Annotated in this window: 12 protein-coding genes; 6 read left to right on the top strand and 6 right to left on the bottom strand. The window is 64.0% G+C overall.

Annotation, left to right across the window (positions count from 1 at the left end; all coding sequences use genetic code 11):
• Positions 1 to 225: 225 nt before the first annotated feature.
• The 5 genes from Q319_RS0113380 to Q319_RS0113360 all read left to right on the top strand — a co-directional run bounded on the left by Q319_RS0113380 (position 226) and on the right by Q319_RS0113360 (position 4,953).
• A complete protein-coding gene (locus Q319_RS0113380) occupies positions 226 to 1,026 on the top strand; it encodes an ABC transporter ATP-binding protein (RefSeq protein WP_245619226.1) in 801 nt (266 codons plus the stop codon).
• The gene (locus Q319_RS0113375; protein WP_051655378.1) at positions 1,023 to 1,769 is read left to right on the top strand and encodes an ABC transporter ATP-binding protein; all 747 of its coding nucleotides are present in this window, start codon (positions 1,023 to 1,025) and stop codon (positions 1,767 to 1,769) included. Before Q319_RS0113380 ends, Q319_RS0113375 begins: the two co-directional genes overlap by 4 nt.
• Positions 1,770 to 1,805: 36 nt before the next feature.
• The gene (locus tag Q319_RS0113370) at positions 1,806 to 3,029 is read left to right on the top strand and encodes an ABC transporter substrate-binding protein (protein ID WP_029482991.1); all 1,224 of its coding nucleotides are present in this window, start codon (positions 1,806 to 1,808) and stop codon (positions 3,027 to 3,029) included.
• Positions 3,030 to 3,109: 80 nt separating this feature from the next.
• Complete coding sequence (locus Q319_RS0113365) at positions 3,110 to 4,000, top strand: branched-chain amino acid ABC transporter permease (protein ID WP_029482990.1); 891 nt, start codon at positions 3,110 to 3,112, stop codon at positions 3,998 to 4,000.
• A complete protein-coding gene (locus Q319_RS0113360) occupies positions 3,997 to 4,953 on the top strand; it encodes a branched-chain amino acid ABC transporter permease (RefSeq protein WP_029482989.1) in 957 nt (318 codons plus the stop codon). The genes Q319_RS0113365 and Q319_RS0113360 overlap by 4 nt, the downstream gene beginning before the upstream one ends.
• A gap of 208 nt (positions 4,954 to 5,161) precedes the next feature.
• Here the strand turns inward: Q319_RS0113360 and Q319_RS0113355 are convergent, their stop codons facing one another.
• From Q319_RS0113355 to Q319_RS0113335, 5 genes are all read right to left on the bottom strand, one after another.
• Positions 5,162 to 7,048: a glycogen debranching N-terminal domain-containing protein gene (locus tag Q319_RS0113355; protein WP_051655377.1), complete on the bottom strand. Its 1,887-nt coding sequence runs from the start codon at positions 7,046 to 7,048 to the stop codon at positions 5,162 to 5,164.
• Between the two features lie 240 nt (positions 7,049 to 7,288).
• Positions 7,289 to 8,818, bottom strand: coding sequence for a carbohydrate ABC transporter permease (locus Q319_RS0113350; RefSeq protein ID WP_029482987.1), 1,530 nt, complete (start codon positions 8,816 to 8,818; stop codon positions 7,289 to 7,291).
• Position 8,819: 1 nt separating this feature from the next.
• Positions 8,820 to 9,914 (bottom strand): carbohydrate ABC transporter permease, encoded by a 1,095-nt coding sequence (locus tag Q319_RS0113345; RefSeq protein ID WP_029482986.1) that lies wholly within the window; start codon positions 9,912 to 9,914, stop codon positions 8,820 to 8,822.
• Positions 9,915 to 10,022: 108 nt separating this feature from the next.
• The gene (locus Q319_RS0113340; RefSeq protein WP_029482985.1) at positions 10,023 to 11,255 is read right to left on the bottom strand and encodes an extracellular solute-binding protein; all 1,233 of its coding nucleotides are present in this window, start codon (positions 11,253 to 11,255) and stop codon (positions 10,023 to 10,025) included.
• Positions 11,252 to 12,226, bottom strand: coding sequence for a LacI family DNA-binding transcriptional regulator (locus Q319_RS0113335; RefSeq protein WP_029482984.1), 975 nt, complete (start codon positions 12,224 to 12,226; stop codon positions 11,252 to 11,254). Before Q319_RS0113335 ends, Q319_RS0113340 begins: the two co-directional genes overlap by 4 nt.
• A 364-nt stretch (positions 12,227 to 12,590) precedes the next feature.
• On the opposite strand from Q319_RS0113335, the gene Q319_RS0113330 reads away from it, so the two are divergent.
• Entirely contained in the window at positions 12,591 to 13,652 is a 1,062-nt protein-coding gene (locus tag Q319_RS0113330) for an NAD(P)-dependent alcohol dehydrogenase (RefSeq protein ID WP_029482983.1), read from the top strand.
• A 45-nt stretch (positions 13,653 to 13,697) separates the two neighbouring features.
• Here the strand turns inward: Q319_RS0113330 and Q319_RS0113325 are convergent.
• On the bottom strand, positions 13,698 to 13,932 hold a 235-nt coding region (locus Q319_RS0113325; protein WP_029482982.1), incomplete at its 5' end, for an IS66 family transposase.

The raw sequence follows: 13,932 nt of genomic DNA, 5'->3' as shown, positions 1-13,932 counted from the left end.
GGGAAGCTGCTGCGGCAATTGAGGATCAGGCGGGCTGAGAGACAGAGGACCACGAACACTGTGCGGAAGTCGGAGGTACCGCCCACCTCCCCATCTCCCAACCGAACGTGAAACCCAGGATGTAACCCACCCGTAACGCCGGGGCGCTACACTCCCCGGCGTACCACAATTCACGTATGACACAGCAAGGAGGACGATGCTCGATTTTGCATCCAGACGTTTCCCATGACGGCGCAGACCCGGCTCGCCCCACCGACAGGCGCAGCCCACAACCCCACCATGGCCCTTGAGGCGCGGAATCTGGTCAAGGATTTCCGGGGCTTCCGCGCCACCAATGACGTGACCCTTGCTATTCACGAGGGCGAGATTCACGCCATCATCGGCCCCAACGGCGCGGGCAAGACCACTCTTTTTAATCTTCTCTCCGGCTTTCTGAAACCCACTTCGGGCGAGGTCCGGCTGTTCGGGGAACGCATCGACACGTTGCCGCCCCACCGGATCGTGCGGCGCGGGCTGTCGCGCTCGTTCCAGATCAGCAGCGTGTTTCCCACCATGACCGTGCGGGAAAACCTGCTGGTGGCGCTGCAATCCAGAAGTGCGCTGCCGGGGCAGTTCTGGACGCCGCTTTCAAGGCTGGAAAAGCTGGGGCCGCAGGCCGACGCGATTCTGGCGGACGTGGGACTGGCCGACTCGCACGCGCGGCTGGCCGCAGACCTGGGCCACGGCGAGAAGCGGCAACTGGAAATCGGCATCTCGCTGACCCAGGACCCGCGCGTGCTGCTGCTGGACGAACCCACCTCCGGCATGGGATCGGAGGGCGTGGCCCGCGTGATCGCCCTGGTGCGGCAGGTGGCGCGTGGGCGCACGGTGGTGCTGGTGGAACACAACATGAGCGTGGTCTCGGAACTGGCAGACCGCATCACGGTGTTGCAGTACGGCGCGCTGCTGGCCAGCGGCAGCTACGAGGAGGTCCGTAAAGATCCCCGCGTCATCGAGGCCTACCTGGGCGACGAGGCGGACGAATGACCGCGCCCCACGCCTCGTTGCTCAAGGCAACGCCCCCCGTCAGCCCACCGCCGCTGCTTCAGGTGCGCGATCTGAACGCGTACTACGGCCAGAGCCATGTGCTGCATGGCATCAACCTGCACGTCCAGCCAGGCGAGATCGTCAGCCTGATCGGGCGCAACGGGGCCGGCAAGACCACCACCCTGCGCAGCATCATGGGGGCGCTGAGAACGCGCACCGGCAGCGTCACCTTTGACGGACAGGACATCCTGCGCCTGCCCAGCAACCGCGTCGCCGCGCGTGGGCTGGCCTGGGTGCCGGAGGAACGCGCCATCATGAGCACGTTAACGGTGCGCGAGAACCTGGAACTGCCCCCGGCCCGGCCCGGCGGCTGGACCACCGAACGCGCCTACGAGGCGTTCCCCGTGCTGCGCGAACGCGGCCACCACCCCGGCAGCAAACTGTCGGGCGGCGAGCAGCAGATGCTGGCGATTGTGCGCGTCTTGCGCAGCGCCCCCCGGCTGCTGCTGCTGGACGAACCCAGCGAGGGCCTGGCCCCCGTGATCGTGCAGCGCATCGGCGACATCATCCAGGAACTGCGCGCCGATGGTCTGTCGGTGCTGCTGGTGGAGCAGAACCTGAAATTTGCAACCCGCCTCGCGGACCGCCATTACGTCTTCGTGGACGGCGAGATCGTCGACGAGGTGTCCCGCGCCGACGCCCTGGCCCGCCGCGAAGATTTGCTCAAGTACCTGAGCGTCTAAACTCTCGCTCCCTTTCCCCTCCCGGAGGATTTCACCATGAAAAAAGCCAGACTGACCGCCATCATTGCCACCGCCGCCCTGTTTTCCGTGACCGCTGCCCTGGCGCAGGGAGCCAAGCTCAGCGACAACGTCATTAAAGTCGGGGTGCTGACCGATCTCTCGGGCGTGTACTCCGAACTCTCCGGCCCCGGCAGCGTCCGGGCCGCGCAACTGGCCGCCGACGACTTCATGGCTGCCAACGCCGCTTACAAGGGCAAGGTGCAGGTTGTGGGCGTGGACCACCAGAACAAGGCCGATGTCGCCAGCAACAAGGCCGCCGAGATGATCGACCGCCAGAACGTGGATGTGCTGATGGACCTGCCCACCAGTTCGGCGGCCCTGTCCGCCGCCGAGATCGCCAAGACCAAGAAGATCCCGGTGATGGTCGTCACCGGCGGCACCACCGCCCTGACCAACGAGAAGTGCAACAAGTACACCTTCCACTACGCCTACGACAACTTCATGCTCGCCAACGGCACCGGCAGCGCCGTGACCAAGCGGGGGGGCGATAGCTGGTACATCATCTACCCCAACTACGCCTTCGGGCAGGATCTGGACCGCCAGATGACGGCGGCCATCAAGGAGAACAAGGGCAAACTGGTCACGGCCAGCGACGCCACGCCGTTCCCCAACACCGATTTCTCCTCGTATCTGCTCAAAGCCCAGAGCCTCAAGCCCAAGATCTTCGGGACCATGCAGGCAGGCAACGATCTGGTGAACGTGGTCAAGCAGTACAACGAGTTCGGCCTGAAGAAGCAGGGCATCGGCCTCGGCATCGGGTTGCTGTTCGAGACCGACGTGGCCGCACTGGGACAGGACGCCTACGCGGGCGCGCTGGCCACCGTGCCGTGGTACTGGAACCTGGACCAGCGCAGCCGTGACTGGTCCGCCAAGTTCGAGAAGTCGTTCGGCAAGAAGCCCACCTGGGCGCAGGCCGGCGTGTACAGCGCCACCACCACCTACCTGCAAGCCGTGGCCCGCGCCAAGAGCGACAACGGCGACGCGGTGGTCAAGGCCCTCGAAGGCCACCGCTTCAGCGACTTCTTTGCCCGCAGCGCATACATCCGCCCGCAGGACCACCGCGTGACGCTGGACGTGTACACCGTGCAGGTCAAGCCCAAGGCCCAGGCCAAGGAAGCGGGCGACATCTTTACCAAGGTGGCCACCATTCCCTCCGCCAAGGCCTTCACGCCGCTGGCCGAAAGCAAGTGCAAGTTCTGAGGACCGGCTAGAGAGGCGGGGGCCGGGACGCTGAAACCGGGCGTTCCCGGCCCCCCTTCTTCTCACGTCATGGACAACAGATGAATACACAACTGCTGCTGATTCAGGTGTTCAACGGTCTGGTCAACGGGGCGTTCTACGCCCTGCTGAGCCTGGGCCTGGCGGTGATCTTCGGGATGCTGCGGATCGTCAACTTCATGCACGGCGCGCTGTACATGCTGGGGGCGTTCGCCGCCTTCGCGCTGGGGCAGGCTTTCGGGCTGGGCTTCTGGCCCGCGCTGATTCTGGCCCCGCTGATCGTGGGGGCGCTGGGCATGGTGCTGGAACGCACGCTGCTCTCGCGGCTGTACGGCCTGGAACCCAGTTACAACCTGCTGCTGACCTTCGGCCTCACGCTGCTGACCCAGGATCTGGTCAAGCAGGTGATGCTCTCGCAGTTCGCGGTGTCCAGCGCGCCCTACACCACGCCGGACATCCTGACCGGGGTGGTCAATCTGGGCTTCGTGGTCTTTCCCAAGTACCGCCTGTTCGTGATCGCGCTGACGCTGGTGATCTGTCTGGTGACGTGGTTCGTGATCGAGAAGACGCGGGTGGGCGCAATCATCCGCGCCAGCACCGAGAACCCGAGTGTGACGCGGGCCTTCGGCATCGACGTGAGCAAGTGGGTCACGGGCGTCTTCGGCGTGGGCGTGGGACTGGCCGGACTGGCCGGCGTGCTGGCCGCGCCGATCTACTCGGTGGAGCCATACATGGGCGCGGAGCTGATCATCACCACCTTTGCCGTGGTGGTGATTGGCGGGCTGGGCAGCATCATGGGCAGCATCGTGACCGGCTTCGCGGTGGGCGTATTGGCGGCGGTGGGCGCGGCGATTTACCCGCCCATTGCCAACACGCTGGTCTTTATTCTGATGGCCTTTGTGCTGCTGGTGCGCCCCAGCGGTCTGTTTGGCCTGCCTGAGGGGACAAGGTGACCGCCATTCCCCGCACCGCCGCCCGCAATGACCGCGAGCGCACCATCCGCGCCGGGTGGATGATCGGGCTGGGTATTCTGCTGCTGATTCTGCCCCGGCTGATCTACCCGGTGCTGGCGCTGGACATTCTGGCCTGGGGCCTGTTCGCGGTGGCCTTTGACCTGCTGTTCGGCTTTTCCGGCCTGCTGTCCTTCGGGCACGCCGCCTTCTGGGGCGGCAGCGCCTACGTGACCGCCTATCTGCTGTCCAACGGTCAGAGTGTGCCGGTGGCCATGCTGGGCGGCACACTCAGTGCGCTGGTGCTGGCCGTGCCCATCGCGTACCTGAGCGTGAGGAGCGCGGGCATCTACTTCAGCATGATCACGCTGGCCTTCGCGCAGATGGTCTACTTCGTGGCGCTGCAATGGACCGACGTGACCGGCGGCGAGAACGGTCTCCAGGGCTTTGACCGCCCCAGCCTGTTCGGGCTGGACTTCAGTGACAGCGTCACGCGCTACTACTTCTGTCTGGCGGTGTTCGCGCTGGGCTTTTACATTGCCTACCGCACGGTGCGCAGCCCCTTCGGGCAGGCGCAGCAGGCGGTGCGCGACAACGAGCAGCGCGCCCAGAGCATCGGCTACAACCCTGTCCGCTTCAAGTTCACTGCCTTTCTGATCAGTGCCGGGCTGGCTGGGCTGGCGGGCAGCATGTACACCTTCGGCCACGGTGTGGTCAGCCTGGACGTGACCAAGTGGACCACCAGCGGTGAGGTCGTGATGATGACCCTGCTGGGCGGCACCACCACGCTGTTTGGCCCGGCGGTGGGCGCGGGCCTGGTGCTGCTGCTGAGAGACCAGTTGACCACTTCCAGCCTGCCGGTGGGCATCGTGACCGGTCTGGTTTTCGTGGTGACGGTGCTGTTCTTCCGCTCCGGTGTGGTGGGCACGGTGCAGGGCTGGTTGCGCCGCCGCTGAAACTGACCTCTCCACTGTTGCCCCCGCATTGAGCGGGGGCATTCTTTTTATTCATTCTCTGACAGTTTTCAAAGTTCCATCCAGAACGGCATCTTCACGCTTTCGCCCAGTGTGCGGTCCCTGATGGTCAAAATCCCTGTCTTGTATAATTTCCAGAGAAAGTGTCGGGGACTGGGTACGCACCTGAAAAGCCGAAATCCAAACAGGCTCAGGCAGGCGCACGTTCGGAACTGGGCATATCCACTGTCAGCAGAGGGGCCAGCGCCAGCACTGCCGCAGCGTCCCAGCCTTGCGGATGACACGCAGCAGGGTAGGGAACAGGTGGTATACCGTCCTGGCGCGGGAATCCGGCGAAGAGTTCGCTCAGGCGGGCGTCGGGGGCGCAGCGGGCGGCGTCGAACAGGGCGCGGGCCACCTGAGCCGCCTCGGCGTTGAGGCCATAACGCTGCATGCCCAGCGCGGCGGCGGCGGTGTCATGGGGCCACACGCTGCCGTTGTGGTAGCTGACCGGGTTGAAGCGGATCTCCCGCGTGCCCAGTGTGCGGACGCCCCAGCCGCTCCACAGCTCCTCGCCCAGCGCCGTTCTGGCCACCTGTGCTGCGTGTTCGGGCGGGATGATCCCCGTCCACAGCGTGTGCGCCGGGTTGCTAACCAGCACACGCAGCGGCTGCTTGTCGCCGTTCAGGCCGTGGACATAGTACCTGCGCTCCGGCCACCAGAAGGCGGCCTGAAAGCGTTCGCGTAGCGTCTGGGCGCGGGTGTCCCAGCCAGAAGCCAGCTCGTCTTCGCCCAGCAGGCGGTACATGCGGGCTGCCGCCCTGTAGGCGGCATACGCGTAACCCTGGACTTCGATTACGGCGACATGTCCGCTGACATCCGCGCCGCCTTCAGTAAAGGTGCTGTCGCCGCTGTCTTTCCAGACCGCGTTGGTAATTCCGCCGGGTTCGGTGTCGGGGGTGTACTCGATAAAGCCGTCGTGATCGGGATCGCCGTCGGTCAGACACCAGTTCAGGGCGGCCTCCCAGTTCAGGCGCAGTTCGGCGGCCAGATCAGGATGGGCGGCGCTCAGCTCACCCACCAGCCAGACGAAGAGGGGCGTGGCGTCGGCGGTGGCAAAGTACGGGCGGTGCGGCGTGCGGCCCGTGCGGGTCAGCTCGCCCACGCGCAGTTCGTGCAGGATCTTGCCGGGTTGCTCCAGCGTGACCGGGTCGTAGGTGACGCCCTGGTGCGCGGCCAGATACCGGGCCACCGTCAGCGCCATCTGTGGCAGGTGGTCTTTGACCATCAAGGCGATGATCATGCTGTCGCGGCCAAAGGGAGCCACGAACCAAGGCAGACCTGCCGCCGGAAACGCGCCGTGATCGGTCTGGAAGCTCAGACTGCGGAGGTCTTGAATGCTCTGGGCCAGCACGCGGGCGTCGCGCGGGTCCGGCAGTTGCAGGTCACGCCCGATTGCGGCCTGAACCGCAGCGTACTCGTGGGCCAGCTCCGCCGGATTGCCGCGCGACGGCTGTTCATCGGCCAGCAGCGGAAAGACGCTGACCACGATCTCGGTCTCCGTCTCGGTCAGGGTCCAGCTCAGGCATTCGCCGTTCCACTGCGCGGCAGGCGAGGTCTGCACGGCGGCGCGGTGTTCCAGGCCGTCCTGGGCGGTGTAGATAAAGGTCACCCCTTCTGCGGTGGACTGTGTGCGAATCTCCCGGTCAGCCGCCTTGACGGGCCAGCCGCGTACCTCGAACATATCCATGAAGTCGGCACCCAGCTCCAGCGTCAGTGTGTGGGGTTCATCTCCGGCGTAACGCGTGACCCGCAGCGTGTCGCGCAGTTCGCGGCCCATGAGCTGAAGGTCACGGCCAACGCCCACGCGCATGGTGTAGCCCACGTCGGCGTTGGCACTCTGGGCGCGCAGCCAGAACGGAAAGCGCTCGTGCTGCATCAGCGTCTGCGGGGTCTGGCCGTCCAGTTGCCAGCGGTAGCGGCACAGAAAGCGGGTGTCGCGGCGGTACAGCCCGCTCTCGCCCTCGGCGACGGCATAGTGCGCGTCTCCGACGAGATACAGATCATTTTCTTTAAGGACGGTGCGGGTACTCAGCATTACAGCTCCTTGCTGGGGGAAAGGGGACGGGTCAGTCGGGACGCTCGGCGGCAGGAAAGCTGAGGACGCGGTTTGAAGGATGTTTTACTTGGCAACTGACGACGACTGCTTTGCCGTTCAGCCTTCGCTGGGAGGGGGTTTGCGGGTTGGCCCCTCCCAGCTCGCCCTCAGCGTGGGGGTCAAAATGGGAGAATGGGGCCAGTCCGAAGAGGTGAAGCAATGTCCTCAGACAGCCCAGGCTCATCCCTTCACTGCGCTGTCCGCTCCGGTGTCCACAAAGTAACGCTGGAAGACCACGAAGATGACGATCACGGGAATGGCGCTCAGGACCGCACCTGCCAGGATCAGGCCGTAGTCGCCCTGTCCGCCGTAGAGCTGGCGGAAGTTGACCAGACCCACCGTTAGCAGGTAATCGGTGTTCTGACGCAGGATCACCAGCGGCCAGAAGAAGTCGTTCCACGCGCCCTGAAACTGGGTAATGGCCAGGGCGATCAGCGCGGGTCCGGCCTGCGGCAGCATCACGCGGAAGAAGGTCACAAACGGCCCTGCGCCGTCGATGGCGGCGGATTCCTCCAGCTCCTTGGGCATGCCCTCAAAGAACTGCTTCATCAGAAAGACGCCGCCCGCCGCCACCAGGCCGTTGAACCACAGGCCCCAGATGTTCAGCAGCCCCAGGTCTTGCAGCAATACGTAGTTGCTGACCAGATTGACCTGATCGGGCACCATCTGCACGAACAGCACGGCGACGACAAAGATCAGATTCTTGCCGGGAAAGTCCATGCGGGCCAGGGCGTACCCGGCCAGCGAGCAAAAGACGATGGCGGCGCTGACGCGCAAGAAGGCGTAGAAAAACGTGTTCAGCACCCAGGTGAAGAACAGGCTGCGTCCGGTCTGCGGGCTGGTGGTCTCGGTGAAGGCGCGACGGTAGTTATTGAAGGTGTAGCCCAGCACGCCGGGGGTGATGTTGCGGTAGGCGAAGGAGCGTCCGAAGTTCTGCCTGTCGCTGGGCGGGAGTGTGCTGGAGGTGATGCTCTGGCCGCGCTGCACGTCGATTTGCAGCGGCGTGCGCTCGAAGACCGGACCGCGCAGGTAATACCTGTCACCCGACTTGACCAGTTCCACAGCCTGCGTGGCATTCAGCGAATACTGTTTTTCCTGCGCTGCGGGTGTGTCCAGCGTGACCGGCACGATCTGGCCGCCGGGGAGCTTGGCGTTCAGGTTGGCGTCGGGTGTGGCCAGTTGCGCCCGGATGACCTGACCCTGCTGCGCTGTCAGTGCCGGATAATCCACTGTGATGCGGTAGCTGCGAACCTCGCCCACTTGCCCGGTTTCCACGGTCCTGACGGTGGCGTACTCGGTGGCCTGCGCCTGCCGGGCGATGGCCACCAGGCTGGTGGGCTGATAAGGAAACAGCGCCGTGGTGGGCGGCTCCTGCGGCGCGTCCGCCGGGGAGCGCACACTCACGTCGAAGGTGACGGTGCGGCCCGGCTCCAGGCCGCCGTTCCAGCCGCTGCCCGCGCCCTGCACGCCCAGGTTGTAGGCACGCCCGATGAACTGCGGCGTCAGTTGCGGAATGACCAGGCGGGGCGGGTATTCGTTGGGGTTGTCTTTCATGCTGCTCAGCAGGCCCATCAGGAATGGCCCCAGGAAGAAGATGCTCATGACCAGCATGAAGGCGTACAACCAGCCCGCGCGTGCCCAGCGGCGGCGGGCCAGCCAGCGGTCCATGTCGGCGGCGCTTCTGCGAACTTCAGTGAGAGTCGTCGTCATCTCACACCGCCTCGGAGCTGATGAAGCGGCGTTGCACGAATACCATCACCAGGATGATGGCGGCCAGCATGATGGCGGCGGCGGCGGCCATGTTGACCGGCGCGGCCCCAGCTTTAAACGTGTTGGTGTACACGTAATAAGCCAGCGTGATCAGGGTGCTTTGCGGCGCGGCGCTGCCGATCACCGCCACCTGATCGAACATCTTCATGGTCCCGATCAGGCCCACCGTGATCACGTAAAAGCTCACAGGACGCAACATTGGCACGGTCACGTTCATCAACTTCTGTGCGGGTGTCGCGCCGTCAATGTCGGCGGCCTCGTACAGCGCGCCGGGAATGTTCTGGAGACCCGCCAGGAAGAACAGCATCAGGGTGGGAATAGTCGTGAAGGTGTTCTGGATGATGATCACCAGCATGGGAATGCTCAGGATTTGTACGCCGCCAACGCTGATCCAGCGGTCTGAAAAGTACTGGAAATCGTAGGGCGCGACGTCGCGCACCGACAGCACGCCCATCCAGTGCAGGGTGGCCGTGACCGCCACGGCGATCATCAGACTGACTGCGGCCAGCGCGGGATCCAACCACCCGGCGGGCAGCCCGCGCGAGCGCTCCCACAGCACCTGCACCACCTGCACGGCGATCAGCACGCTGGTCAGGGCCAGGGTGTAGGGCAGATACGCCTGCCACTGGGTAATCGCGTAATTGGCGACGCCCCGGCGCTGGAACAGCCACAGGAAAATGAGGGTGATGACCACGCTGGACGTGATGCTGGGCATGTACCACGCCGAACGGAAGAAGGCCATGCCCCGGATCTTGTTGTTCAGCGCCACCGCCATCAGCAGCGCGCCCACCGTCTGGAGGGTGGTGGTGATGACGGCGAAGACCAGGCTGTTGGCCAGCGCGCGCTGAAACAGCGGATCGGCCAGCACATCGGTGTACGGCTTGATGCCGATCAGCCTGGGCGTATTGAACAGGTTGAAATCGGTAAACGAGTAATAGATGGCCCGCGCGAAGGCGTAGAAGAAGAAAATCCCGATGGTGATCAGAAACGGCGCGAGAAACAGGTAGGCGGCTGAGGTCTGTCCCTTCTTGAGCATGGTGGAAGCCCTCCGGTGGGAAGACACTGGGGGCAGCGGGCGGGCAGTGCAAAGTCCTGACTCCCTTCCAGCCGCGCCGTGACCCCCGGTATCAGCTCAGAAATCAGCTCAGCGGCTTTGCAGGGTGTTCATTTCCTGCTGCGCCTGCTTCAGGGCGGCGGCGCTGGACTTCTGGCCACTCAGCACGGCGGCCAGCGCGGTATTGATTGGCTTGGTCCAGTCTGGCCCCTGGGTGCCGAAGTAATAGGGCCGCACGGTGCCCGACGACGCGCCCTGAAAGACGGCCTTGCTGTTCTGTGCGCCGGGGGTGGTCTTTTTGAAAAAGGCGTTGTTTTGCAGCGACGAGCGGCTGGGAATCGCCAGGCCCTGTTCCAGCACGTACTGCTGCACCTGGGGGCTGGTCAGGATGTTCAGCACTTTGGCGGCAGCCGCCTTGTTTTTGGTGCCCGAGTTGATGGCCCAGCCCACGGTGAACACGAAGTTGCCGCGCTTGCCGGTCTTGTCATTCCTGGGGATCAGGGCCGAGCCGTATTTCAGGTTGGGCGCGTTGTCTTTCAAGAAACCCACGACCCAGTTGCCCTCGACAGCCACGGCCACCTTGCCCGAGGCCAGGCAGCCGCCAGACCAGTCCTGAGACAACTCCGAGGGCTGCACGCCCACCTTGTTCTTGCTCAGGCCAGTGTAGTAGTTGAAGGCCGAGACGAAGGCCGGATCGAGCAGGTTGGTCTTGCCCTTGGCATCGAAGGGTTGCCACCCCGCTGCAAAGGCGTACTGGCCCATGCGGGCATAATCGGGGACCAGGCACGCTCCGTAGTAATCGCTGCCCAGCGCCTTTTTCACTGCTGCCAGCTTGTTCTGAAAACTGGTCCAGGTTTCGTTGTCGTTGGGGTAGGCAACCTTGGCCTCGTCGAAGATGTCTTTGTTGTACACCAGCGTCAGGGTGTTGAAGTCCTTGGAAATGGCGTAGGTCTTGCCGCCCCGCGTAAAGGCGTCGTTCAGGCTCTTGATAAACGGCGTGGTGTTGACAACGCCGTTCATTGGCAGCAGCTTGCCGGTAGCGACGTAGCCGTCCAATGTCTCGCCGGGCACGTAAAACACGTCGCCTGCGTTGCCCGCCGCCAGCAGCGTGGTCAGGGCTTGGTTGTAGTCGCCCTGAAGCGGTTGATAGACCACCGTGATGTTGTCCTTGATCAGCGCGGGTTTGACGAAGCGGTTGATCAGGTCACCCACGATGGCCGGATCCTGGCCGCCGTAGCCGTTGATCTTGATGGTGGTCTGCGCCGAGGCCGAACCGGCAGTGGCAACGAGGACAGCGAGGCTGATCAACAGTGAGTTTTTCATATCTTCCCTCCTGGGAATGGCGCGACGGTCGCGCCGCGAATAAGCTGAACTTCAATAAATTCGCCGCGCGGGGGCAGGCCCACGATGGCCTCCTGCACCAGCGTGAGTGCGGTGGACGCGATCCGGGGAATGTCCTGCGCCACGGTGGTCAGCCGCAGATTGATGGGCAGTTCGGGCAGGCCATCGAAGCCCACCACGCTGACCTGTCCCGGCACGTTTACTCCCAGGTCTTGCAGGGCCGCCACCGCTCCAGCTGCACTCTCGTCGCTCTGGGCAAACAGGCCCGTGAATCGGACGCCTGATTCCCAGGCCCGGCGCACAGCCCGGTAGCCGCCCAGCACCGTGAAATCGCTGGCAATGCTGATGATCTGTGCCCCGGCTGTCAGTGCCGCCGCCAACGCGCCGCGTTCACGGTCCTGTGCCACCTGACTTGGCCCCTGTCCCAGAAAAGCCAACTGGCGGTGTCCAGCCCCGGTCAGGTGCCGGGTCGCTAGTTCTGCGCCGCCCACGTCGTCGGGGGCCACCCAGAAAAAGTCCGGCTGATGGCCGATCAGCACAGCGGGAACGCCCCTGTCGCGCAGGAAATTCAGGCGCGGATCACCGTCCATCGCGTGCATGACCAGCACTGCGCTAGGGAGTCTCGTCAGGCGGGACAGGTCTGCACGCAGGTCCATGAGCTGCACGCCCTGCGGCGCGGTATGGGCTTCCAGCGCGCGGCGAAACAGCACGCTGTACGGATGCAACACTGGATCATCGCGCTCAAAGGAGATGCCCAGCGTCTGCCCGGTGCGCCAGCTCAGGTGCCGCGCGGCAGGATCGGGCGCGTAACCCAGGCGGGCAATAACGTCCTGCACACGTTCGCGGGTGCGGCTGGCAACTGTGGAATGCCCATTCAGCACCCGGCTGACCGTCCCGGTGCTGACACCAGATTCGCGGGCGATATCGTCGATGGTGGGCCGGGTTGACTTCATGTCTTCAGCTTGTCTCCTTTTCGCCTCATGCGTGGGGATTGACTTCTGTAACCGGTTACATAGCGTGCGGTCAGGCAAGATATTCGCAGCAGGGTGAGCGAGGGGGCGGAGGACAGACCACGAAGTTTGCGAAATTGTAAGCGGTTACAATCACTATTTTGCACGTTGCAGGAGAAATGTCAATGGGGGAATTGAAGTGCAGCAGTCTGTCTGTTTGCGCTCTTAGCTTGTTTCGACGCTCACACTGGAACGGCGGCGCTCGTCCCCATGTGCACCCACAGTATGGTGGGCACCTGACTCAGCTTATCTGGCCGCTCTGAATCCAAACCATCTGTTCCCATCCGTCTCACTAGGAGTAATCCCCATGCCCACTGTCAACGCCTACGCCGCCCAGGACGCCACCACCCCCCTTGCCCCCTTTCAGATCGAGCGGCGTGACCTGCGTCCAAACGACGTTCAGATCGAGATTCTGTTCAGTGGGGTCTGTCATTCGGACATTCACCAGGCCCGCAGCGAGTGGGGGCCTGGCCTGTATCCGATGGTGCCCGGTCATGAGATCGTGGGCCGCGTCACGGCGGTGGGCGGGCAGGTGCAGGGCTTCAAACCGGGCGATCTGGCCGGGGTGGGGGTGCTGATCGACAGTTGCCAGGACTGCCCGAGCTGCGCCGAAGGTCTGGAGCAGTACTGCGAGAATGGGCATACCACCACCTACAACTCCCGTGAGCGGGACAGTGGCAATCTGACCTTTGGCGGCTACTCGAGTTCCATCGTGGTGCGCGAGGAATTTGTCCTGCGCGTTCCCGAGTCGCTGGACCTCAAGGCGGTGGCCCCGCTGCTGTGCGCGGGCATCACCATGTATTCGCCGCTCAGGCACTGGAAGATCGGTCCGGGCCACCGCGTCGCCATCGTGGGGCTGGGCGGGCTGGGGCACATGGGCATCAAGCTGGCCGCCGCGCTGGGGGCCGAGGTCACCCTCTTCACCACCTCCCAGAGCAAGGCCGCCGACGCCATGCGGCTGGGTGCCCATCATGTGATCATCAGCAGTGATCCTGCGGCCATGAAGGCGGCGCGCACCAGCTTCGACTTCATCTTGAGTACCGTGCCGACCAGTCACGATCTCGCGCCTTATCTCAGAACCCTCAAGCTCGGGGGCCAACTGGTGATCGTCGGGGCCATCGATCCGGTGGGTGTCCACGGCGGCCTGCTGATCTCGCACCGCCGCAGCGTTTCGGGCAGCAACATCGGCGGACTGACCGAGACCCAGGAGATGCTCGATTTCTGTGCCGAACACGGCATCGTGGCCGACATCGAGCTGATCGACATGCAGGACATCAACGCCGCTTATGAGCGGATGGTCCGCAACGACGTGAAATACCGCTTCGTGATCGATATGGCCTCGCTGGGGGGTGAGGCGGCGGCGGACTGACACGGACGCCGATTGAAGGGCGAGGAGAACATCTGGCGTAACTACTCAGCGCGAGAAGTCGGGCATGAGGATGTCACCGCGAAATACACTCACGAGGCCCTGCCAGACATGTATGCCCTGCTTGCGAAGTGTGGAGATATAGCTGCGAATCCGGCAGAACGCCGCTCCACCAGTCAGAGACCGAAACCCACCTGACACTTTGCGCTTGATACAGAACATCCGAATATCCCGTTCCGCCTGGTTGTTGTCGAAGGGAACGTCGTCCCGTTCGAGAAACAGA

This window comes from Deinococcus marmoris DSM 12784 (assembly GCF_000701405.1).
GTDB classification, from domain to species: Bacteria; Deinococcota; Deinococci; order Deinococcales; family Deinococcaceae; genus Deinococcus; species Deinococcus marmoris.
Note: the sequence above shows the minus strand (reverse complement) of the source record. Positions and strands in the feature narration are given on the sequence as shown.

Bases quoted from the DNA above. Each gene is read 5' to 3' on its own strand.
- Q319_RS0113380 (WP_245619226.1), top strand. From the start codon at position 226: ATGACGGCGCAGACCCGGCTCGCCCCACCGACAGGCGCAGCCCACAAC.
- Q319_RS0113370 (WP_029482991.1), top strand. From the start codon at position 1,806: ATGAAAAAAGCCAGACTGACCGCCATCATTGCCACCGCCGCCCTGTTT.
- Q319_RS0113375 (WP_051655378.1), top strand. From the start codon at position 1,023: ATGACCGCGCCCCACGCCTCGTTGCTCAAGGCAACGCCCCCCGTCAGC.
- Q319_RS0113345 (WP_029482986.1), bottom strand. From the start codon at position 9,914: ATGCTCAAGAAGGGACAGACCTCAGCCGCCTACCTGTTTCTCGCGCCG.
- Q319_RS0113365 (WP_029482990.1), top strand. From the start codon at position 3,110: ATGAATACACAACTGCTGCTGATTCAGGTGTTCAACGGTCTGGTCAAC.
- Q319_RS0113330 (WP_029482983.1), top strand. From the start codon at position 12,591: ATGCCCACTGTCAACGCCTACGCCGCCCAGGACGCCACCACCCCCCTT.
- Q319_RS0113350 (WP_029482987.1), bottom strand. From the start codon at position 8,818: ATGACGACGACTCTCACTGAAGTTCGCAGAAGCGCCGCCGACATGGAC.
- Q319_RS0113335 (WP_029482984.1), bottom strand. From the start codon at position 12,226: ATGAAGTCAACCCGGCCCACCATCGACGATATCGCCCGCGAATCTGGT.
- Q319_RS0113355 (WP_051655377.1), bottom strand. From the start codon at position 7,048: ATGCTGAGTACCCGCACCGTCCTTAAAGAAAATGATCTGTATCTCGTC.
- Q319_RS0113340 (WP_029482985.1), bottom strand. From the start codon at position 11,255: ATGAAAAACTCACTGTTGATCAGCCTCGCTGTCCTCGTTGCCACTGCC.